The organism is Williamsia sp. DF01-3 (assembly GCF_023051145.1).
Lineage (GTDB): Bacteria > Actinomycetota > Actinomycetes > Mycobacteriales > Mycobacteriaceae > Williamsia.
Window position 1 is genome coordinate 362,503 of record NZ_JALKFS010000005.1, and the last position, 21,629, is coordinate 384,131.

Here is a 21,629-nt window from a genome sequence, read left to right on the forward strand (position 1 = left end):
CCGCATGCGCAATCGTGATGAGGTGTCGGAGTTCGCAATCGAGCTCAATAAGCTCTGTGCCATTCGGTGGCCGGGTGGGTCTCGTACCGCGAACGCCGAGATCGCTGATTGGGTCACGGCAGAAACCGGCCGCAACATCGACCGGCAGTTCGTGTGGCGGATCCGCAAGGGTCGCGTGATGAAGGTCGACGGCGCTGTTCGCGACGCCATCTGCTCCTTCTTCGGGGTCTCCAAAGACCACTTTTCGAGCAACCCCCGCACTCTAGGTGAAGAGGTGCAGGCGGCGATCGAAGAAACGGGACTACAGGTGGCCGGACTTCGCGCCGACCAGCTGTCGTCGACCGGGCGAGCCGAACTGGCAACGTTGCTCCGCGAGGTGAGCCGGGTACTGGAAGCAGAGAAGAGCGTCGGACAATGATGACCCGACAGAAGATGTTCCGCCTGGCCGCAGCGATCACCCCCGAAGGTGATTGGTCCTGGGAGGACTTCGAACACCGCCTCACCCGCCAACTCGATTGCGCGGTTCGCTGCATCACCTCGGACAGCCTGACCTCAGGCGAACTGACGGGGGCGGCGTTGCGTACCGCAAATGGCACCGCGATCATCGTCATCCCGGGCAACGTCTCCACTGCCCATCGCATCCACATCGCCGCGCACGAGGCCTGGCACCTGCTGGCAGGCCACGACGGTTGCGATCAGAACTCACGCCGGGAGGCCAAGGCCGAGGCCTTTGCCACCACAGTGGGCACGCTCGCCGAAGGCCGCGGCAACGAGCCCCGGACCAATCGCGCCCTGACCGCTGCATTCGGAGCTGTTGGCATCGTGGCATGAACACCCTTCTCGGGGCCCTGGCTTGGACAGGGGTGGCCCTGGGAATTCTGATCGCCCTCCGAGGCGGTTGGTATCGCCGTGCCACGACAATCGTCTTCGGTGTGTGCATCACGTTTTACTGCCTCACCGGAGAGAACTACCTAGCGCTCGTACCCGAAGACGGGGTGCGACATCTGATGACCACTGCCGAGCGCATGTGGGGCGCAACGTCAGCGGTGCTTGCCGGTTGTGCGCTGGTCGGTGCGTTGATCGCGATCCGGAGAAACAGCCTGGATCCCGATGGCGACGAATGGACCGATCCCGAACTGCATCAACGGGTGATGATCCTGGTGCTCGGTGCCGCAGCGTCCGTCGCGGTGATCAACATGACCCTCGTGCACGCGGACTTCCCGCCGTCGGCCAATTTCCTCACCGAATACGGTGACCACTTCAACGTTGTTCTGTACGAGGCCGTGTTCGCCATCTGGATCGGCCTTCCGGCGGGCTTTCTCGGCTGGACGGTAGTGCGCTCCGAACTCGGCCCGCTGCGTTACCTCGTCGGCCTGGGCGGTCTCTTCGGTGTTGGCTGGGCGGCGTGGAAGTTCGTCGGAACTGCGCTCATCTGGATCGCGGACATCCCGATAGCCGAGACAAGCCCGGTCAGCGTCACACTGGGACTGCTGGCGCTCGGTTTCTGCGTTGCCGGGTCGCTGCTTCTCAGTGTCGAGGCCGCGTTCCAGGTGTGGCGGGCCGGCCGCACCTACCGGACCGCGCGAGCCCTCGAAGACCGGCGACTGCGTCGGCACAATCCGGCCGCCTGAAACGACTTGGGCAACCACCTCACAGCTTGAACTTGTAGACCTTGCCGCTGTCGTCGCGCGGGAGATGGTCGAGCACCTCGATGATCCGTGGCAGCTTGTACGACGCCAGGCGCTCGCTGAGTGCATCGAGCAGCTGGGTCGGCTGGACGTCGTAGCCGGGTCTCGCCACCACATACAGGGCCACCTGCTCCCCCAGGTCACCTTCGTGTTGTCGGCCGACTGCGGCAGCGTCTTCGACGTACACCAGTTCCATCGCTGCGGCCTCTATCTCGGCGGGATAGATGTTGACCCCGCCGGAGATGATCACCTCGGTGCTGCGGCCCGTCAGGTACAGGTACCCGTCGTCGTCGACGTAGCCGACATCACCCACATCCAAAGGGAACCGAGCAGGTGTCGGACTGCGCAGGTAGGTGAAGGCCGGCCAGTCAGGCGGAGGCTGGATCTGCACACGTCCCGGCGTTCCGGCCGGCACCGGCCGACCCGCGTCGTCCACGATCCTCACCGAAGAACCGTCCACCGGACGGCCGACCGATCCTGGCCGCTCCGACCACTCCTGCGCGTCGATCCAGGTGATGATCCCGCCTTCGGTGCAGCCGAAGAACTCCTTGACCGCGTCACCGAACCACTCGATGGAAGCGCGTTTGATGGCCGGTGGACACGGCGCTGCCGAATGGACGAGATGCGTCAAAGAGGACACGTCGTATGCGGTCCGAACCTCGGGTGGCAGCGACAGCAACCGGGAGAGCATCGTGGGGACGACCTTGGCCTGCTCGATACGCCTGGTGTGGATCAACTCGAGGAAATCTTCGGCGTCCCACCTCGGCATGAGGGTCACGTTCGAGCCGACCCGCAGGCCCAGGAGAGCAAACGCATTGGGACTTGCGTGATACAGCGGTCCGGCGACGAGCAGTTGGCCGCCTTGCCGAAGTCCCATGTGTTCGGCCGTGGCCGCAGCCACGGTGAACAGCTGATCGGCGCTCATACGTTCGCGCACAACTCCTTTGGGCCGTCCGGTGGTACCCGAGGTGTAGATCAGGCCGAGCGAGGCCGCCATGGCCCCCTCCCGGTACTCGAGCCCGTCGGACCGACTTGCGATGAGTGCTTCATGCGAATTGCGGCGGTTGACCCCGTCGTCGGTCACCTCCACGATCTGCACAGTCGAACGTGCCGCGGCAACGGCCTGGCGGGCGGTGCGCATGTGCATCGTGTCGCAGAAGAGGATCCGCAGCTCGCAGTCGTCGAGGATGTAGGTGATCTCTGGTGCGGTCCAGTGCCAGTTGATGGGTACCGGATTGCCTCCCGCAGAGGCGATGGCGATGGAGATCTCGAGGAAGTCGACGCTGTTGAATGCGAGGAGTCCGACCCTCTCACCGAACTCGACCCCGCAGTCGACCAGCGCTGATGCCAGCCGACCCGCCCGGTCGAAACACTCCCGATGGGTGCGGGCGGTGGACCCGCACAGCACCAGAGGCTCGACGTCGTCCTGGGCCGCCCCGAAGTCTTGCACTGCATCTGCCCTCATGGTTGACTGAGCCTTACTTCCATTTCTGATCGTAACGGTCATTCAAGTGGAGCGAGGGGTGGCTCTCAGGGTGGCTGCTGACAGGGGCGGCAACCGCCCTGAGACTCGTCGCCTCATCCGAGCAGCCGTCTGTGCGAACTATCCGGCAATTCTTCGATGAAGTCGATAGCAGTGGACTGTTAGCGGAGCTACCCATAGCGGTCGAACGTCAAACCCTCCGGCCCGGGATGCGCCCGCGAATCGGCGATACCATTCAGATCGGAGTCGATCAGGACCTGATCGAACTTCCCGTCGCCGTCGGTGTCGATGTAGAGCCGCCCGCCGGTGCGCGACACCGCGATGTCGTCCTGTCCATCGGCGTTGCTGTCGAACGTACGATCGCCTGATGGTGCAAGCGGCTCTTGCGGGTCGGCCGGCGAGGGCGAACGGGGCGGATCAGGCGGCACGTCCGGTCCGGCACCGGCAAGGCCCTCGGACCGCTTTCCCCACACCCCTGAACCATCGTCGGTGAACCAGGCGTCGACGGTGCCGTCGTCGTCGAGGTCGAGTGCGCTGCAGTCGGCCCGTCCGTCATGGTCGCGATCCCACAACGCATCGTCGGACAGTCCGTCGCCGTCGAAGTCGAGCCGAACCGCATCCGGGGCACCTCCTCCGAGGGTCAGATCTGCCGACGAGGTCCAGGTGCTGGTCCGCCCGTCACCGGCCCCGAAGACATACTCGATCGTCGGTTCCATGGGTACTTGGACGGCGCTGGTGGGTGACGGGTTCCACCGTGCCCCTTCGCGGTAGCGTATGAGCGACCCCAGTGCCCGGCGCCACCCAGCATGACCTGCGAGGAGGACCTTCGGATGTACGTCAGCGAGCTCGGTGACCTATGGCATCGGGCCCGAACAGAGCCCGTCAGCATCCACCTCGATTCCGCCGCGGCATCGCGAGCTTCGAATCAGGTCATCGAAACCATCACCGCTCACCTGTGGCGTGAAGCCGAGCGCGGCGCCTACGTGGCCCAGGAACAGATCACCGAGTCGCTGGACCGGTGCCGTCGTGACATCGCCACGCTCGTCGGGCGCCAGGCGCATGAGCTCGCGTTCCGCGAGTCGGCGAAGGCCGCACTCCGAGCGCTGCTGACCTTCTGGAACCTGCCGATCTCGGCATCGGTGTGGGTGGCCAAGAACGAGTTCGGACCCAACCTCGACGAGTTCGAGCGCCGCGGGTACGCCGTGCACACCATCCCGTCCGCCGACGTGTACGGACACGTCGACACCGATGCGCTCGAGAACATGCTGCAGTTCGAGCAGCCCGACTTCATCCACGTGTGCCACATCGGCTCTCACAGTGGAGTCGTGCAGCCGGTCGAGAAGATCGTCGAGCTGGCGCGCACCGCCGGGGTACCGGTGGTGGTCGATGTCGCCCAGTCGTTCGGTCAACGAGACTGCGCTTCCGGTGCCGACGTGGTCTACGGAACGAGCCGCAAGTGGCTGGCCGGTCCTCGCGGCGTCGGCTTCCTCGCCGTGCGCGGCGACTCGGTACGGCCCGCGGAGATCGAGAGTTCCGAAGCGTTTGTCGCCGGACGTCTCGGTCTGGGTGTGGCTATCCAGGAGCTACAGAGCTTCGGCCCCGAACGCGTCAGCCGCGAATTGGCGGCCATCGGGCAATTCACCCGGGATCGGTTGCACGGCATCGGCAGCTGGGAGGTGATCGAACCGATCAACGAGCCCTCGGCGATCGTCACCCTCGCACCTCCCCGGGCTGGGGGCCGTCGGACGTCCTGGCAGCACGAGACAAGTTGCGGTCCATCGGCATCCTGGTCACCTGCGCCGACAGCTGGCGTGCGCCGCTCAGTGCCGAGCAGTCGGTGTTGCGGATCAGCCCGCACCTCGACGTGCAGCGGTCGCACCTGGACCAGCTCGCGAACGAACTACGCGGGATGGGTTACTGAGTCCTCTTCTTCTCCGCTCGCACCAGGCCTGAGCCGATGATCAGCCGCTGTATCTCACTGGTGCCCTCGTACAACCGCAGGAGTCGCGCGTCTCGGTAAATGCGTTCCACCACAACACCTCTGATGTACCCACTGCCCCCGTGAACCTGAACCGCGAGATCGGCGACCTTGCCCAGCATCTCGGTGCAATAGAGCTTTGCCACCGAGGGTGCGATGCGCCGGTCCTCGCCGCTGACCCATTTGCGCGCCGCTTCGGCCACCAGCGCCCGGCCGGCCATCACACCGGTTTGCTGGTCGGCGAGCATTGCCTGCACCAACTGGAAGTCGCCGATCGTGGTGCCTCCCTGCGTCGTCAGCGCGGCGTACTGCACCGATTCGTCCAATGCACGTTGCGCCTGCCCCACTGCGACTGCCGCGATGTGGATGCGGCCACGGGCGAGAATGGTCATGGCCGCCCGGTATCCAACCTCTGGATCGCCGCCGACAAGTGACGCACCAGGTACCCGGACGTCGTCGAAGAACACCTGGGCAGTCACCGACCCCTGTTGGCCCATCTTCGAATCCTTCGGGCCCACAATCACTCCGGGGGTATCGGCAGGCACCAGGAAGACCGCGATGCCCGGACCGGTCTCGTCGGCCGGCCGGTAGCGCGCGAACACCACGAACAGATCAGCCCACGGCGCGTTGGTGATGTAGCGCTTCTCGCCGCTGATCACCCAATCGTCCTCATCGGCAACGGCTTTCGTTCGCAGGCCGGCCGGATTCGAACCGGCCCCATCCTCGGTGAGCGCAAAAGACGCCACCACTTCGCCCGACGCGATCCGGCTCAGCCAGGCTTCTTTCTGTTCATCGGTTCCGAACTCCACCAGCACCTGACCGGCGATGCCGTTGTTGGTGCCGAGGCTCGACCGGAAGGCCAGACTCGTGTAGCCCAATTCCTGTGCGAGTCGGACATCCTGTTCGAGATCCAGGCCGAGACCACCCCACTGCTGCGGGATCGCGAACCCGAACAAGCCCATGCCCTTGGCCGCCTGCAGGAGGTCGGCAGGGATCGCGTCGGAGTCGGCGATCTCCTGCTCGCGCGGAACCACCTGCTCACGCACAAAACTCCGGGTTGCCGCCAGGATGTCGGCCAGGTCGTCCTCGGTGACTTCGCTCATCGCACCAGGATAGGGTCAAGCGCTCGCAGACACGGTCGCCTTGACGATCTCGGTGACTGCCGGGCGTGCCGCGTCGGCATCGCTGGGCACCAACGCAATTCGGGTACGTCTGGCCAGGATGTCATCAACGGTCAGCGCGCCTTCGGCGGTCAGCGCGTACTGCACTTCGGCCCGGGTGACGTCGATGTCCTCGGCTATTCGACCGTCCGGGTCGCTCACCGTGGCCATCTCGAGGACACGCCCGGCCTCGGCACCGAACCGCGCCACCAGCGACTCCGGCAATGTGCTGTCGCCTGGCCGCCCGACAGCGCCCACCAGCGCCAGTGACTCGGTCTCGCAGGATGCCGCGCGTATGCCGCCGCGCTGGACGGCCTCGTCGACGGCGTCCTGGGCCATCTGGCGGTAGGTCGTCAGCTTCCCGCCGACCACCGTGATCACACCTGTGGGACTGACCCGGACCAGATGGTTACGCGACAGGTCCGCGGTGGCCCGCTCCCCCGCGCCGCCGTCGTCGATCAGCGGTCGCAGTCCCGAGTAGGTACCGCGGATGTCCGACCGGGTGAGCTCCCGGCTGAGTGCCTGGTTGATCGTGTTGAGCAGCAGATCGATCTCGTTCTTGGACGGGGTGGGCTCGTCCGGGATGCCGCCTGGTGCGTCCTCGTCGGTGAGCCCGATGTACACCCGGCCCAGCTGCTGCGGCAGCGCGAAGACGAACCGGCTGATGCTGCCCGCCATCGGAACGGTGAGGGCTGCAGTCGGATTCCCCACAGCAGCGGCGTTGACCACGAGATGCGTTCCGCGACTTGGTCGTAGGCGTATCGAGTCGTCGACCTGTCCCGACCACACCCCGGTTGCGTTGATCACCGACCGGGCTGCGATCGGGAAGCTGTTGCCCGTCCGGGTGTCGGTGAGCACAGCGCCGTGTCCGGTGACGTCGGAGGCGCGGGTGTAGGTACAGATACTGGCGCCGAGGCCCGCCGCGGTACGCGCGAGGGCGACCACCAGACGGGCATCGTCGATGAGCTGCCCGTCGTGTCCCAGGACCGCCGACCGCAACCCATCGGTCCGGATCCCCGGACACAGTTCGCCCGCCCGCTGCGCCGAGATCCGGCGTGAACGCGGTAGTACGGTGGCAGGGGTCGCGGCGTTGTGCCGCAGCACATCTCCGGCAAGCATGCCGGCGCGGGCCGCGACCTTGGCGACAAACGGGGTGTCGGAGTAGACAGGCAGCAGCTGCCCGACCGGTCGTACGAGATGCGGTGCGATCACCGTCATCACCCGATGACGTTCGAGCGCGGACTCGCGTGCGATCGAGATGTTGCCGGTCGCGAGGTATCGCAGACCGCCATGGACGAGTTTGCTGCTCCATCGGCTGGTTCCGAAGGCCAGGTCATGCGCCTCCACCAGCACCACCGACAGCCCGCGGGCTGCTGCATCGAGGGCCGCCCCGGCCCCGGTGACACCCCCACCGATGACCAGTACGTCGACCGGATCGGTGCGCGAAGCGAGTTGTGCGAGTTCGCAGGTGCGGCGGTCGGCGTTCAACGACGCGTCGGCAAAAGACAGGGGTCGGCCGGTCATGGCGCGCTCCTCAGATAGGACATGAGTGCGTGCCGCAGTTCTGGCGACCATCGCTCACCGAGAATGGGTTCGACGATCGCGTGGGATTGGATCGTGGACTGGCAGATCAGCAGAACCATGGTGGCCAGCTGGTCGGGATCGCCGTCGCGGATGTCGCCGCGGCGCTGACCGTCTGCGATCGTGCGGTTCAGAAGAGCGAGCACCGCTTGCTGACTCCGCCCGAACCTGACGAACACATACGGTGCCAGCGCTGCCGACGGCTCACTCCACAAGGCCGCGAACAGGTCGTTGTGCCGGATGGCGTCGGCTACGGCAACAATTCGGTCGACCTTGTCCCCCAGCGATGTGCCTTGTGCCGGCTCGCCGGCGATGACCCGGCTCATTTCCCTCGTGACGAGGTCGGCGGTCACCGACTGCACGTCGGGCCAGCGTCGGTACACGGTCGGCCGACTCACTCCGGCCAGTCGCGCGACCTCGGCGAGGGTGATCTTGCCGCCTTCTGCGCGCACGAGACATATCCGCGCCGCGTCGAGTACGCGGTCGGCGACAGAGGGATCACCCACTGCGGCGATCTTGGCGTGACGGATTGACATATTGTGTAAAACTGTAACGCATGACGGTGAACTACCCACAACACGCACTTCCGCTTCCCCCGATGAAGTGGGATGCGTGGGGAGCGGAAGCCGCGGCCACCCACCTCTCCGCCGACATCAAGAACCTTCTTGTCGGCGTCTTGGGCATCTCCGGCGATCCGATCGATGCACCGACCGCCGATCAGGTGCGCCTGTCCCCCACCCGCCTGACCGACGCCGACCCCGACGCATTGCGCGCGATCGTGGACGCCGTCTCGACCGCCGACGGTGATCGGCTGATCCGATCCGGCGGCAAATCGACCCTGGACCTGTTGCGACGCAAGCAGATAGAGCAGGCCGCGCCAGACGGTGTGGCGATCCCCGCGTCCGACGACGAGGTGCACGCCCTGCTGCAGTGGTGCGCGCTCTCCGAGGTGGCCGTGGTGCCCTTCGGCGGCGGCACCAGCGTGGTCGGTGGCCTCGATCCCGACAGCGGCGAGCACCGCGCGACGCTGTCGGTCGACCTGCGCCGTTTCGACGAATTGATCGCGATCGACACCGTGTCGGGGCAGGCCACCCTCGGCGCAGGGGTGACCGGACCGGCCGCCGAACAACTTCTCGCCGAGCACGGCTTCACACTCGGGCACTTTCCGCAGAGCTTTCAGTTCGCCACCATCGGCGGATTCGCCGCCACCCGGTCGTCGGGGCAGGCATCAGCCGGGTACGGGCGCTTCGACGACATGGTGACCGGCCTGCGAGTGATCACGCCCGTTGGCACCCTCGACCTGGGCGGCGCGCCGAAAACCGCTGCGGGACCGGACCTTCGGCAATTGTTCCTCGGTTCGGAAGGCACATTCGGGATCATCACGCAGGTCACCGTGCGGGTTCGCCGCATCCCCCAGGTGACCGTCGGCGAAGCGTGGCACTTTCCCGACTTCGCCTCCGGCGCGGATGCGTTGCGTGCCGTGGCACAGCAAGGCGGTGGTCCTACGGTGATGCGGTTGTCGGATGAGGCCGAGACCGGGGTGAACCTGGCGAGTCCTGCCGAGATCGGCGCAGGTGATCAGGGCGGCGACCGGTCAGGCGGCTGCCTGGCGATCACCACCTTCGAGGGCACAGACGATGTCGCCGCCGCGCGCCGCGACCTCACCGCCGCCCTGTTCTCGGCTGCCGGCGCCACATCGATGGGCGCCGAACCAGCAGACGCCTGGGCGCACGGCAGGTTCAACGCCCCATACCTACGTGATGCGCTGCTCGCGATCGGCGTCGGTTGCGAAACCCTCGAGACCGCGACCACGTGGGCCGAGCTGGCAGACACGAAGGCTGCCGTGGCCACAGCCCTGACCACCGCCATCGAGGAATCCGGGTCCCCCGCCCTCGTCCTCTGCCACATTTCCCATACCTACCCCACCGGGGCTTCGTTGTACTTCACGGTGGTCTACCGGGCCACAGATGATCCCATCGGGCAGTGGATGCTTGCCAAAAGCGCTGCATCACAGGCGATGATCGATTCCGGTGCGACGATCACCCACCATCACGCCGTCGGCGCCGACCACCGGCCGTGGCTGGCCGACGAGGTCGGCGACGTGGGACTGCGGGTGCTGCGCGCGGTGAAATCCGCGCTCGACCCCACCGGCATCCTCAACCCGGGCAAACTCATCCCATGAGCACTGCGATCACCAGGGTGTCCGCTCTGATCAATCCCGCTGCCCGTCATGGCCTCGGCGTGCGAGCCGCAGCCACCGCACTCGCCGCGCTACGTGACCGCGGTGTGGAGGTGACCGAACTGGTCGGCCGCGACCCAGACGAAGCCCTCGAACTCGCGCGCACGGCGGCCGCATCCGACATCGACGCCCTGGTGGTGGTCGGCGGCGACGGCAGCGTTCGCCTGGCCCTGGAGGCCATGGGCGACACCGGTGTCCCGCTGGGTCTCATCCCGGCCGGGACCGGCAACGACCACGCGCGCGCTCTGGGGATCCCCACCGACGACCCTGCTGCTGCTGCCGCCATCATCGTCGCCGGGCGTCGCCGACCGTTCGACATCGCGGTCATCACGCCGGCCGACGGGCCACGTGCGATCTTCGGAACGGTCGCGGCCACCGGGCTCGATGCACTGGTCACCGAGCGCGCGAACAACATGTCCTGGCCAAAGGGACAATTGCGCTATCCACTGGCGGCGGTCGCCGAACTGGCGCGGATGAAGCCGTTTCACTATCGGATCACGGTGGATGACAACACATTCGAACGCGACCTCATCCTGGCGGCGGTGGGCAACACACCTTCATACGGCGGCGGGATGAAGATCACGCCGTCGGCGGTCATCGACGACGGTCTGCTCGACCTCACGCTGATCTCTCACGGACCACGTCTGAAGATGTTCGGGTTGTTCCCGACGATGTACAGCGGCAAGCACATCGAGCACAAAGAGGTCGAGCAGTTCCGTGGTTCACGCATTGTGCTGGACTGCGTACCCACCGCGCCGATCTATGCCGATGGCGACCGGATCGGGCGTTTGCCGGCAACCATCGAGGTACGACCGGGTGCGGTAACGTTCCTGGCGTAGCCGCCGTCGTCGTCGGGCACCCATGTAAGCCGCACGGGGCTCTTCCCTTCACGCCGAGTCCCGTCTCTGCCGAGTCCCGTTCTGTCGAGGAGTTCCTGTGCTCAAACGTGATGTATCCGCCCATCTCGACGTCGACATCACCGGCGAGACCGATCTGGAGTTCCAGATCACCGTTGCCCCGCATCCCGGGGCCGAGGTCACCGAGTCGCTGTCCTTTGTACTGGACGGAAAACCCCTGTCCGCCAAGGAGATCAGCGGTACGCACGGAAGCCGCATCCACATGCTGCACGCCGGGGTGGGCAATCTGCAGGTGGAGTACACCGCCACCGTCCTCGGTTCCGCCGACCCGGCACCGGTGTCCGACCACGACCTGTCGATGTACCTGCGGCCGAGCCGATACGCCGAGGCCGACAAGTTCTTCGGTTTCGCCGCAAAGCAATTCGGCGACCTGACCGACCCCGCGGAGCTGCTCGAAAAGGTCGCTTCGTGGGTGGGTACGCATCTGGACTACGTCCCGGGTTCCAGTGACCCCATCGACGGTGCCGCCGACACCCTGCTGGCCGGCGCCGGCGTCTGCCGCGATTACGCACACCTGGTGGTCGCGATCCTGCGGGCGGTGAACGTCCCGGCTCGACTTGTCGCCGTGTACGCGCCCGGTTGCGATCCGATGGACTTCCACGCCGTCGCCGAGGCATTCGTCGACGGCCGGTGGCGAGTTGTCGATGCCACCTGCCTGGCGCCTCGCCAGACATTGGTCCGTATCTCGACCGGCCGTGACGCCGCGGACACCGCCTTCCTCGACAACCACAGGGGTGCGATCACCCTGAACAAGGCAACGGTGACCGCTGTGGTCGACGGTCCGTTCCCGAACGACGACATCTGCGAGATGGTGTCACTCAGCTAGCCGAGGAACAGCCGGGTCAGCTCTGCTGCTCGGCGGCCCACCATTGCCGCAACGACTCTTCGGCCTCCTCGCGCGACATGGGTCCGCGATCGAGCCGCAATTCCTTGAGATACCGCCAGGCCTTGCCGACCATCGGGCCGGGGGGCAGATCGAGCAACTCCATGATGGTGTTGCCGTCGAGGTCGGGCCGGACCTTCGCCAGGTCTTCCTGTTCGGCGATCCTGGCGATGCGCTGCTCGAGGTTGTCATAGTTCTGCTGCAACTTGCGCGCCCGGCGCTTGTTGCGAGTGGTGCAGTCGGCCCGCACCAGTTTGTGCAGCCTCGGCAGCAGGGGACCGGCATCGGTCACGTAGCGTCGCACCGCCGAGTCGGTCCATTGATTGTCGCCGTAGCCGTGGAACCTCAGATGCAGGAACACCAGGTTCGCGACGTCCTCGATGACCGCCTTCGGATACTTCAGAGCTCGCAGGCGTTTACGGACCATCTTGGCGCCGACCACTTCGTGGTGATGAAAACTCACCCCACCGTTCGGTTCATGACGCCTGGTTGCCGGCTTGCCGATGTCGTGCAGGATCGCCGCCCACCGCAAGACCAGATCGGGATCGCCGTCCTCGAGGTCCATCGCCTGGGCGAGCACGGTGAGGGAGTGGGTGTAGACATCCTTGTGCTGATGGTGTTCGTCGATGGCCAGCTTCATCCCGGGTATCTCGGGGATGATCAGCTCGGCCAGGCCGGTCTCACACAGCGTCTCGACTCCCTCGACCGCATGTTCGCCGAGGATCAGCTTGTCGAGTTCGGCTGCAATCCGCTCCACGGTGATCCGTTCGATCTGGCCTGCCATCTCCACCGTGGCCGCGAACACCCGTGGTGACAGCGAGAACCCGAGCTGCGAGACGAACCGCACACCACGCAACATGCGCAGCGGATCGTCGTTGAACGAATCCTCGGGCGCGGCGGGCGTGTCGATCACCCCGGCCAGCAACGCGTCCATCCCACCGAGAGGGTCGATGAACTCCTGGCTGCCGTCGGCACCGATCTTCACGGCCATCGCGTTCATGGAGAAGTCGCGGCGCACCAGATCGTCTTCGAGTCGATCACCGAACCGCACCTGCGGGTTGCGGCTCACCCGGTCATAGGAATCTGCCCGGAACGTGGTGATCTCGATCTGGATACCCGCCCGGACCGCGCTTATGGTGCCGAACTCGATTCCGGTGTCCCAGATGGCCTCGGCCCACCCGCGCAGCAACTCCTGCACCTGCTCGGGACGTGCGTCGGTGGTGAAGTCCAGGTCGCCGGTGCTGAGCCGGCCCAGCACCGCGTCGCGCACCGAGCCGCCCACGAGGAACAGCTCGTGTCCCGCTGCGGCAAATCGCGCGCCGAGGGGATCGAGGGTGTCCGAGAGTCCCCGCAACGACACCGCAGCGGCTGCGAGCAACCTGGTGCGTCGCTCATCGGCGGCCGAGGTGCCGGTGGAAGAAGGGGGAGTTGTCACGACTGGCCAGACTACCGACCGACCGGCGACGATCCGAACCCCGATCGCGCGGCATGACCAAACCGCAGCGGGTCCAGGGCGCCGCCATCGGCCCCGCTGGCAGAAACGGTGGGTTAACGGCGACTAGCATCGTGTGAGTGTCAGCCGAACCCACCGAGCCGAATAGGGACGTCCCTCGACGTCCGCGGCGCAGGCGCGGCAATCGGCGCGGCGGATCGACAGCCACCGGGATCGACAGCTCTCATCACAGTGGAGCAGAGCCCCGTCCCCAGCCGAGTCCTCAGCCAGGTCCGGAACCGCAACGCAGCGACGATTCGGCCGTCACCGACGCCACCGCGTCGGCCCCCGGATCGCGGCGATCGCGCCGCGGACGTCGCCGAAAGCCGTCACGCCCCGCCGACCACAGCGTCGAGGCCGCCCGTAGTGAATCCACCGGGGTCGCCGGAACCCATGTTGTCGAAGGTCGGACCGCGCAGGTCAAGCCGTCGGATGTGGGCAAGGTCAAAGCCCCTGCCAAGGTGCCTCCGAACCTGGCCAAACAACGACTTCGCACGGTGCGGGAGACCTCGGCCGGCGGGCTGATGGTGTCGGGCCTCGACGGCCCGCACGACCAGCGGTGCGCCGCACTCATCGGGAGGGTCGATCGCCGCGGCCGAATGATGTGGTCGCTGCCGAAAGGTCACATCGAGACGGGGGAGACCGCCGAACAGACGGCGATCCGTGAGGTCGCCGAAGAGACGGGCATCGAGGGCAACGTTGTGGCCCCCCTCGGAAAGATCGACTACTGGTTTGTCAGTGAGGGCAAACGGATCCACAAGACGGTGCACCATTACCTGATGCGCTTCACCGGTGGTGAACTCTCCGACGCCGACTACGAGGTGGCCGAGGTCGCCTGGGTTCCACTCGCCGAGCTCCCTCGTCGACTGACCTATTCGGACGAGCGACGATTGGCGCGCGTCGCCGAGGACGTCATCGCCGAGCTCGTCGCCGACCCCGACCGGATGGCCGAGTCTGAGGCCAAGGGGGCGCGCACCGAGCCGAACGCCTACGAGAAGGCCGCGGCCGCGCGGAACCAGAAGCGCAACGAGCCTCCGCCCGCACCGGCGAGGCCTCGCCGCAGACGCCGCCGGGGACGTCGCGGCGGCGGTGGCGGAACCGAGACCACATCCGAGAACAGCGGGGTCGGCAACAGCGGGGGACCGGCCGCCCATGCACCACCGCCGGAATCCGGCCCGCACGTCGCGACGTGAACGGCCGATCGATGCGGGCGCTGACGATCCTGGTCAGCGTTCTCGCCCTGGTGTTCGGGCCCCTCGCGGTGTCGGCGGTGGCCGCACCCGCCGACGACACCTCGCAGACCGGGGAGTTCCTGCGGATCTCGCTCGAGTCGATCGATCCCTCCACAGTCACCACCTCCAGTCCCGGCGTCGTCACCGCCAGCGGGACGCTGACCAACGTCGGGGACCGGCCGGTCCGCAACATCGCCATGCGCCTGCAGCGCGGGGCCGCCATCACCACCAGTGCCGGCCTCGGCGACTCCCTGTCCGCCGACGCGAACAGTTTCGAGACCGTCGGCGACTTCACCGATGTCAGTCAGCAGCTCGGACCCGGGCGGTCGATTCCCTTCTCGCTACGAATTGATCTGTCCGTCAATGCTTCTGGTGCGCCCAGCTTCCAGATCGACAAGCCCGGTGTCTATCCGGTGCTGGTCAACGTCAACGGCACCCCCGACTTCGGCAACCCGGCACGGCTCGACGACGCGCGAGTACTCCTGCCCGTGGTCGGCCTCCCGCCGAACCCGCTGCGCGCTCAATCCCAGGCCGACGACAATGCTTCAGGCGACCCTGTCGCCGCGCCCATCGGAGCCGACGGTTCGGTGGCGCCGGACATCTCACAACCGGTCGGCATGACCATGCTCTGGCCGATTGCCGCACCGGCGTCGCTCGCGCCGGGTGTCACCGGGGGAGGCGACGAAACGGTCCGGTTGATGGACAACGGTCTCGAGCAGTCACTGGCCGCCGGAGGACGTCTCGATCGACTCGTGGCGACCATGGAGCAGATCCGGACGCGAGATCTGGAGTCGCCGCTGGCGCGCAGTCTGTGTCTGGCGGTGGACCCCGATCTGCTGATCAGCGTGCAGGCGATGACCGGCAGTTATCTGGTCACCACCGACCCCGCCGATCCGACCGGTCCGGCTCGTGAGGGCACCGGGTCCGAGGTCGCGGCGGCCTGGCTCGCTCGGCTGCAGGCCCTGGCCACCGGGATGTGCGTGGTGGCCACCCCGTTCGCGCACGTCGACATCACCGCGCTGACCCAGGTCGCCGACTCCGACCTGTCCGACACCGCATTACGCGCACCCGCCGACATCGTCGACCGCATCCTCAACGTGAAGAGTGTGCGTGGCCTGGCGATTCCGGCCTCGGGGGTCCTGGACACCGCAGGCGCCGAACTGATCCGCGACAAGGGCGCGGTGGGCACCGTCGTCGCAGCGTCGAGCGTCAGAAACCTCACCCCCACCTCGACAAACGGCGAATACCCCCTGGGCGAGGACCTCGCCGTCCAGACCTATGACCCGGCGGTGGCAAGCGGCCTGTCGGCACTCGGTCCGGGTCCGCGGTCGGCCCAGGTCACCCCGACAGCCCAGCGAGCCGGCTGGCTGGCCGGCACCGAACAGGTCCGCCGCCAGAACGCGGTCGCGGCGATGATGTTCTCTGCGCTCGCACCGTCCACACTCGCCGACGACTCCGGGACCGCCGACACGGGCACGCAATCGTCGGACGCGCAGGCCGTGGCCGACCCGATCGCCGAACGCATCGGGCGCGGCGCGGTGCTGGTGCCCCCGCCCACGTGGTCGGCGTCCGAGGATGACACCCGTGCGGTGTTGTCGGCGATGTCGCTGCTGCTCGGTTCAGACCTCGCGATTCCCCGGCCGCTGGCGGGGGTGGCGACTGATCTCACCGCCACCTCGGGTGCGCCCGCGGGTGCAGAACTGGTGGCCCCACCCGAGGCCGCCGTCACCGGTCCCGATCCCCGGGTCATCGCCTCGGTACGCGCCGACCTTCAGCAGACGCGTGACCTGCAGGACTCGATGACGCGCCGCGCGGACGTGCCGATCACCCCGGGTGCCTACCTGGCGCCGCTGCGCGAGGACATGCTGCGGGCAATGGCGTCCGTGGCGCCGCAGGATCAGCAGGCCGCGGCGCGGTCGGCGTCGATGCGCACATCTGCGGTCGCGACCACGCTGACGAACATCCGCAACGGTGTGGGCATCCTCGACCCCGGTGGGCGGTTCACCCTGGCCTCCGAACGCAGCCCGCTGCTCCTGGTGATCCGCAACGATCTGCCCGTGGCGATGCGAACTCGATTGAACGTCTCGGCACCGAGCGGCATGACCGTCGGAGACATGGGTGTGTTGGAGATCCCGCCCAGGGGCACCCGTCAGATCCAGGTCCCGACCCGCGCCGACCGGTCCCGTTCGATCACGGTGGAGATCGGTCTGGTGACCACAGGCGGAGTCCCGTTGGGCGACTCGATCAACCTGTCAGTACATTCCAATGCATATGGTAAACCGCTATTCATCATCACAATCTGTGCCGGCGCACTCCTGGTGTTCTTGTCGGGCAGACGGTTGTGGCATCGATTCCGTGGGGAACCCGATCCCGCCGACCTCGACCGGCCCGAACCCGACGAACGCGATCGTCTGATGGCGGACAGCCGCGCGTTGCACAGTCCACCCGAGCGCGAGCACCACCTCGGCCGACATCACCCTGATCACGACACCGGCGGCGACAGGTCATGACCAACGGTGGAATGCAGCCGCCACCTCCGCGCCGACGGCCCCCGCCCCGGTCTGTGGGGGTCCCGCCCGGTGCACCACGCGACCCCGCACCCGGACCACGCCTGACAGCCGGTGAACTGGCGTCGGCTGCGTCCGGCAAGATGACGACGTCCACGGCGATCGACCCCGGTGCTCGCGTCCGCGAACAGCCGTCCGACGACAGCGTCCTGCGCACCAGCGGATCCATCGCGCTGGCCACCCTTGTCTCACGCATCACCGGATTCGTACGCACGGTCCTGGTGCTGGCTCTGCTCGGCGCCGCGGTCGCTTCCTCGTTCCAGGCCGCCTACGTACTGCCCAACATGGTCGCCGAGGTGGTCCTCGGTGCCGTCCTGACCGCCATCGTGATCCCGGTCCTGGTACGCGCCGAATCCGAAGACGCGGACGGGGGAGTGGGATTCATCAACCGAATCTTCACCCTCGCGGTGACCGTGCTGGGGGTGGCCACCCTCGCGGCCCTGATCGCTGCTCCCGCGCTAACGATGCTCAACCTCGGTGACGGCAAGGTCAACCGCGACCTCGCCACCGCACTCGCGTTCCTGCTGTTGCCCGCGGTGCTGTTCTACGGATTGTCGGCGCTGTTCATCGCCATCCTGAACATGAAGGGCTTCTTCAAGCCCGGCGCCTGGGCACCCGTGCTCAACAACGTCGTACAGATAGTCACCCTGATCGCCTATGCGGTCGCCCCGGGTGACATCTCGCTGAACCCGGTCAGCATGGGCGACACCAAGCTCCTGATCCTGGGCGTCGGCACCACCCTCGGTGTGGTCGCCCAGACCGCGATCCTGCTCCCCGCCATCCGGCGCAGCGGGGTGAAGCTGAAACTGCAGTGGGGTCTGGACGACAGGTTGCGCAAGTTCGGCAACATGGCGCTCGCCATCGTTCTGTACGTCGCGGTTCTGCAGGTCGGTCTGATCGTCACCTATCGCATCGCCTCGAGCGCAGCCGAATCCGGCGTCAGCGTCTACGCGACACACTGGCAGCTCCTGCAGCTGCCCTACGGCGTTCTCGGCGTGACCATCCTGACCGCGATCATGCCCCGCCTCTCCCGCAACGCCGCCGCGGACGACACCCACTCGGTGGTCGATGATCTCTCCCTGGCCACCCGGTTGACGATGGTCTCGCTGGTGCCGGTCATCGCGTTCATGACGTTCTTCGGACCGGCCATCGGTATCGCGGTGTTCAACTTCGGCAAGTTCGACGCCGAGACCGCCTCACAGCTCGGCAGCGTGCTCTCGTGGGGCGCGTTCACGATGATCCCGTACGCGATGACGCTGGTGCAGCTCCGCGTGTTCTACGCCCGCGAGGACGCCTGGACCCCGACCTACATGGTCATCGGGATCACCGCGGTGAAGGTGGCGGCGTCCTATCTCGGCCCGGTCCTGTTCGACGACCCCGACGCGATCGTCCGGTGGCTGGCCCTGTCCAACGGTCTCGGCTACCTCGTCGGTGCGGTGGTCGGCCACTATCTGCTGCGCAGCCGGCTCGGTGGCGCCCGCATGACCAACGTCGGCCGCACGGTCATCTGGACCATCGTGGTGTCGGTGGCGTGCAGCGCCCTGGTGTGGGCGCTGGCCGAGGTGTCCGGACTCCACAACCTCAGCACCGACCACGGCAAGGTCGGCTCCCTCGCCTATCTCTTGCTCGTCGCGGTTGTCTCCATCGGCCTCACCTACACGGTCCTGACCCTGCTGCGTGTTCCCGACGTACTCGCAGTGGTTGTTGCGGTCCGGCGGGTCATCGGCCGGTTCATCCCCGCTGTCGCCCCGGCCCCCGAACCCGCTACCGACGGTGCTGCCACCATGACCGTTCAATTCCCGCGGATCTCTGGCGACGAATCGGTTCCGTATTCTGGTCAGGTCGAGGTCATTCAGCGCTTCGACCGGGGAACATCGAGTTGGCAGGCGTATTCGGTCACCAGTGGTGGTGCCGCCGGAATGGGCGTCCGCCAACCCCAAGATCTTCGCTATCGGAGGAGAGGAGCAGGTGTCTTGAACAAACCAGAGCCCGACAGCAAACCGGCCGGGCCGCCCACGCCTGCTGCCGGTTCCACCGCCGTCTCGCCAGAAGACACTCCCGCCACCAAGGCGATGCCCAGTCAGGCCGGCGCCCGTCAACCCGCTCGCGAGCAACCGCCGGCCGACCGACCAGCATCAGGTTTACCCGGACCTCGCCCACCCGCGGCGGCTGGCGACGGAGCCCCGCGTCCTCCCGAGGCGCCATTGCCGGGCCCACGGCCACGACGCGGTCCCCGGCTGGTCCCGGGCGCTGCCGTCGCCGGGGGCCGCTACCGTCTGCTGCAGCACCACGGTGGCGCGCGCGGACTCCAGTTCTGGCAGGCCCGTGACATCAACTTGGACCGCGACGTCGCCCTGACGTTCGTCGACGCACAGCAGCTCGCACCACCACCAGACCCCGGCGCGCGTATCGATCCGCGCGACGAGGGTCCACAGGCGGTGCTCTCGCGCACCCTGCGACTGGGACGCATCAACTCGCCCGGGATCGCTCGGGTACTCGACGTGGTGCGCGGATCGTCCGGCGGAATCGTTGTCGCCGAATGGGTTCCGAGCTCGTCACTGGCCGATGTCGCCAAGACCAGCCCGTCTCCGGTCGGTGCGGCCCGCGCCGTCCGGGCTCTCGCAGCCGCGGCCGAATCGGCACACCGCAACGGCGGCGCGCTGTCCATCGACCATCCCGAACGCATCCGGATCAGCCAGGACGGCAACGCGTTCGTCGCGTTCCCCGGCACGCTGGCCGACTCCGACAAGTCCACCGACGTCCGTGGTCTCGGTGCCGTCCTGTACGCATTGCTGCTGGCCCGTTGGCCACTCGACGCCGACACGGGTAGGGAACTGGCGACCAACCGGACATCGAACGAGCCCGTCGGGGGACTGCTCCCGGCATCACCCGGGGCCGGCGACCTGCCCCGCGAGCCGCGCGCCGAGCGTCCCGACGTCCCGTTCGAGATCTCGGCGGTCGCCGCCCGGGCTCTTGAGGGGAACAGCGGGATACGTACCGCGGCAACGGTTCAGCACGTTCTCGACCAGGCAACCGTGCTGGATCAGAAGACCGATCTCATCGCCCAGGTCCGCGACGACGACGGGCCCGGTTCGTCGTCGCGCGCGACACCGCGCATGCTCGGCACCGGGGGTGACGGTAAGAAGCCACGGTCGGTGCGGATGATGGCGCTGATCGCCGGGGCCGTGCTGCTCACGTTGTTCCTCATCATCGCGATGGTGGTCTGGATCTCGAACTCGGTCGGGGGCAGCAACGAGACCCCCGACATCGACAAGATCTTCTCGTCCTCGGCCGGCGCCCCGTCCCCCGGTGCACCCGCGCCTGCCGTCGGGTCGGCTCCGCTTGCCTTGACCGGCGTGACGATGCTCGACTACTCCGACCAGGAGCCGGACAGCCGGACGAATCTGAACAACGTCATCTCGGGCCAGGCCCCGGCATGGCAGACAGACGAGTACCGCGGCGGACCGCGGTTCGGGAACCTCAAACCCGGTCTGGGTCTGATGTTCACACTGGACCGCGACGCCACGCTGACCGAGGCCGTCATCCGGACCCCCACACCGGGCCTCCAGGTCCAGATCCGCACCGCCGACGACCCACGCGCCCCGTTCGAGGCCACCACACAGGTCGGCGCAGCGACCCTGGACAACGAGACCACCACCATCCCGATCGCCGGCGCCGGCCCCTCGCGGTACGTCATGGTGTGGCTGACGTCGTTGCCCCGCAACGACAGCGGCCGCTACCAGGGGTCGGTCGCCCAAGTCACGCTCACCGGTTCCTAGGCCGACGAAGCGGTGACAACCGACGGACTGCCCGCGGGTGCAGTGCGGTGTGAGGACGGGCTCATCCGTCCGCTGTGGGCCGCACAGACCGGCCTGATGCGCGATTACTACGACAACGAGTGGGGCATGCCGGTCTCCGGCGAGAACGCCCACTTCGAAAGACTTGTGCTGGAAGGCTTTCAGGCCGGCCTGTCATGGGCGACCATCCTGCGCAAGCGACCCGCCTTCCGTGAGGTCTTCCGCGATTTCGACGTCAACACCGTCGCCGCGTTCGGCGACCGCGAAATCGAAGCGATGCTGGCCGACGCGCGCATCATCCGCCATCGCGGAAAGATCGAGGCCGCCATCGGGAATGCCAGAGCCACACAGCAATTGCGCGCCGATGGTGGCCTGGTCGACTTCCTGTGGTCGTTCAAACCCGATCGCACCCCTGAGCCCGAAGAGATGGCCGACGTACCGACCACCTCGGCTGAATCCATCGCGATGTCGAAGGCCCTGCGCGCACGCGGCTTCCGGTTTGTCGGGCCCACCACGATGTTCGCCTTGATGGAGGCCATCGGCATCGTCGACACCCATCTGCTGAGCTCCCACCGCCGCGGCAGTTCCGGTATCTGGCCCTGATAGGCGAAC

The 21,629-nt window shown here is 67.0% G+C and carries 16 protein-coding genes and 1 pseudogene; 11 read left to right on the forward strand and 6 right to left on the reverse strand.

All coding sequences use genetic code 11. The features are described 5' to 3' along the window. The first annotated feature begins 4 nt into the window (after positions 1 to 4). Genes MVA47_RS03565 through MVA47_RS03575 form a run of 3 tightly spaced genes read left to right on the forward strand, consistent with a single transcriptional unit; the run spans position 5 to position 1,631 of the window. On the forward strand, positions 5 to 418 hold the full coding sequence (locus tag MVA47_RS03565; RefSeq protein WP_030166924.1) for a hypothetical protein: 414 nt from the start codon (positions 5 to 7) through the stop codon (positions 416 to 418). After that, positions 415 to 831: a hypothetical protein gene (locus MVA47_RS03570; RefSeq protein WP_030166927.1), complete on the forward strand. Its 417-nt coding sequence runs from the start codon at positions 415 to 417 to the stop codon at positions 829 to 831. Before MVA47_RS03565 ends, MVA47_RS03570 begins: the two co-directional genes overlap by 4 nt. After that, entirely contained in the window at positions 828 to 1,631 is an 804-nt protein-coding gene (locus MVA47_RS03575) for a hypothetical protein (RefSeq protein ID WP_247206705.1), read from the forward strand. The genes MVA47_RS03570 and MVA47_RS03575 overlap by 4 nt, the downstream gene beginning before the upstream one ends. Before the next feature lie 19 nt (positions 1,632 to 1,650). Here MVA47_RS03575 and MVA47_RS03580 read toward each other — a convergent pair whose 3' ends face one another. Further along, on the reverse strand, positions 1,651 to 3,153 hold the full coding sequence (locus tag MVA47_RS03580) for an AMP-binding protein (protein WP_247206706.1): 1,503 nt from the start codon (positions 3,151 to 3,153) through the stop codon (positions 1,651 to 1,653). Positions 3,154 to 3,341: 188 nt separating this feature from the next. Next, the gene (locus tag MVA47_RS03585; protein WP_247206707.1) at positions 3,342 to 3,887 is read right to left on the reverse strand and encodes a hypothetical protein; all 546 of its coding nucleotides are present in this window, start codon (positions 3,885 to 3,887) and stop codon (positions 3,342 to 3,344) included. Between the two features lie 114 nt (positions 3,888 to 4,001). On the opposite strand from MVA47_RS03585, the pseudogene MVA47_RS03590 reads away from it, so the two are divergent. Further along, positions 4,002 to 5,092: pseudogene (locus tag MVA47_RS03590) on the forward strand (aminotransferase class V-fold PLP-dependent enzyme). Here MVA47_RS03590 and MVA47_RS03595 read toward each other — a convergent pair. Genes MVA47_RS03595 through MVA47_RS03605 form a run of 3 tightly spaced genes read right to left on the reverse strand, consistent with a single transcriptional unit; the run spans position 5,086 to position 8,426 of the window. Next, positions 5,086 to 6,252: an acyl-CoA dehydrogenase family protein gene (locus MVA47_RS03595; protein ID WP_247206708.1), complete on the reverse strand. Its 1,167-nt coding sequence runs from the start codon at positions 6,250 to 6,252 to the stop codon at positions 5,086 to 5,088. The pseudogene MVA47_RS03590 and the gene MVA47_RS03595 overlap by 7 nt on opposite strands. A gap of 15 nt (positions 6,253 to 6,267) precedes the next feature. Beyond that, positions 6,268 to 7,833, reverse strand: coding sequence for a glycerol-3-phosphate dehydrogenase/oxidase (locus MVA47_RS03600; RefSeq protein WP_247206709.1), 1,566 nt, complete (start codon positions 7,831 to 7,833; stop codon positions 6,268 to 6,270). Beyond that, on the reverse strand, positions 7,830 to 8,426 hold the full coding sequence (locus MVA47_RS03605; RefSeq protein ID WP_247206710.1) for a TetR/AcrR family transcriptional regulator: 597 nt from the start codon (positions 8,424 to 8,426) through the stop codon (positions 7,830 to 7,832). Before MVA47_RS03605 ends, MVA47_RS03600 begins: the two co-directional genes overlap by 4 nt. 20 nt (positions 8,427 to 8,446) lie before the next feature. Here MVA47_RS03605 and MVA47_RS03610 point away from each other — a divergent pair, with 20 nt between their 5' ends. The 3 genes from MVA47_RS03610 (at position 8,447) to MVA47_RS03620 (ending at position 11,872) form a co-directional block, all read left to right on the forward strand. Further along, a complete protein-coding gene (locus MVA47_RS03610) occupies positions 8,447 to 10,072 on the forward strand; it encodes an FAD-binding oxidoreductase (RefSeq protein ID WP_374474058.1) in 1,626 nt (541 codons plus the stop codon). After that, positions 10,069 to 10,968, forward strand: coding sequence for a diacylglycerol kinase (locus MVA47_RS03615; protein WP_247206711.1), 900 nt, complete (start codon positions 10,069 to 10,071; stop codon positions 10,966 to 10,968). The genes MVA47_RS03610 and MVA47_RS03615 overlap by 4 nt, the downstream gene beginning before the upstream one ends. A gap of 97 nt (positions 10,969 to 11,065) precedes the next feature. Continuing rightward, positions 11,066 to 11,872, forward strand: coding sequence for a transglutaminase family protein (locus MVA47_RS03620; protein ID WP_247206712.1), 807 nt, complete (start codon positions 11,066 to 11,068; stop codon positions 11,870 to 11,872). Between the two features lie 16 nt (positions 11,873 to 11,888). Here the strand turns inward: MVA47_RS03620 and MVA47_RS03625 are convergent, their stop codons facing one another. Next, positions 11,889 to 13,364, reverse strand: a complete 1,476-nt coding sequence (locus MVA47_RS03625) for a CCA tRNA nucleotidyltransferase (protein ID WP_247206713.1) — start codon at positions 13,362 to 13,364, stop codon at positions 11,889 to 11,891. 137 nt (positions 13,365 to 13,501) lie between these two features. On the opposite strand from MVA47_RS03625, the gene MVA47_RS26935 reads away from it, so the two are divergent. Genes MVA47_RS26935 through MVA47_RS03645 form a run of 4 tightly spaced genes read left to right on the forward strand, consistent with a single transcriptional unit; the run spans position 13,502 to position 21,620 of the window. Beyond that, positions 13,502 to 14,614 carry an NUDIX hydrolase gene (locus tag MVA47_RS26935; RefSeq protein WP_247206714.1) on the forward strand — a complete coding sequence of 371 codons (1,113 nt, stop codon included), beginning with the start codon at positions 13,502 to 13,504 and terminating at the stop codon, positions 14,612 to 14,614. Next, the gene (locus tag MVA47_RS03635) at positions 14,611 to 17,163 is read left to right on the forward strand and encodes a DUF6049 family protein (RefSeq protein WP_247206715.1); all 2,553 of its coding nucleotides are present in this window, start codon (positions 14,611 to 14,613) and stop codon (positions 17,161 to 17,163) included. The genes MVA47_RS26935 and MVA47_RS03635 overlap by 4 nt, the downstream gene beginning before the upstream one ends. Then, complete coding sequence (gene murJ, locus MVA47_RS03640) at positions 17,160 to 20,999, forward strand: murein biosynthesis integral membrane protein MurJ (protein WP_374474062.1); 3,840 nt, start codon at positions 17,160 to 17,162, stop codon at positions 20,997 to 20,999. The genes MVA47_RS03635 and murJ overlap by 4 nt, the downstream gene beginning before the upstream one ends. 12 nt (positions 21,000 to 21,011) lie before the next feature. Further along, a complete protein-coding gene (locus MVA47_RS03645) occupies positions 21,012 to 21,620 on the forward strand; it encodes a DNA-3-methyladenine glycosylase I (RefSeq protein WP_247206716.1) in 609 nt (202 codons plus the stop codon). Positions 21,621 to 21,629 lie beyond the last annotated feature (9 nt).

Excerpts from the sequence above, each read along its gene's own strand:
- MVA47_RS03565 (WP_030166924.1), top strand. The coding sequence starts at position 5 with ATGCGCAATCGTGATGAGGTGTCGGAGTTCGCAATCGAGCTCAATAAG.
- MVA47_RS03570 (WP_030166927.1), top strand. The coding sequence starts at position 415 with ATGATGACCCGACAGAAGATGTTCCGCCTGGCCGCAGCGATCACCCCC.
- MVA47_RS03575 (WP_247206705.1), top strand. The coding sequence starts at position 828 with ATGAACACCCTTCTCGGGGCCCTGGCTTGGACAGGGGTGGCCCTGGGA.
- MVA47_RS03580 (WP_247206706.1), bottom strand. The coding sequence starts at position 3,153 with ATGAGGGCAGATGCAGTGCAAGACTTCGGGGCGGCCCAGGACGACGTC.
- MVA47_RS03585 (WP_247206707.1), bottom strand. The coding sequence starts at position 3,887 with ATGGAACCGACGATCGAGTATGTCTTCGGGGCCGGTGACGGGCGGACC.
- MVA47_RS03595 (WP_247206708.1), bottom strand. The coding sequence starts at position 6,252 with ATGAGCGAAGTCACCGAGGACGACCTGGCCGACATCCTGGCGGCAACC.
- MVA47_RS03600 (WP_247206709.1), bottom strand. The coding sequence starts at position 7,833 with ATGACCGGCCGACCCCTGTCTTTTGCCGACGCGTCGTTGAACGCCGAC.
- MVA47_RS03605 (WP_247206710.1), bottom strand. The coding sequence starts at position 8,426 with ATGTCAATCCGTCACGCCAAGATCGCCGCAGTGGGTGATCCCTCTGTC.
- MVA47_RS03610 (WP_374474058.1), top strand. The coding sequence starts at position 8,447 with ATGACGGTGAACTACCCACAACACGCACTTCCGCTTCCCCCGATGAAG.
- MVA47_RS03615 (WP_247206711.1), top strand. The coding sequence starts at position 10,069 with ATGAGCACTGCGATCACCAGGGTGTCCGCTCTGATCAATCCCGCTGCC.
- murJ (WP_374474062.1), top strand. The coding sequence starts at position 17,160 with ATGACCAACGGTGGAATGCAGCCGCCACCTCCGCGCCGACGGCCCCCG.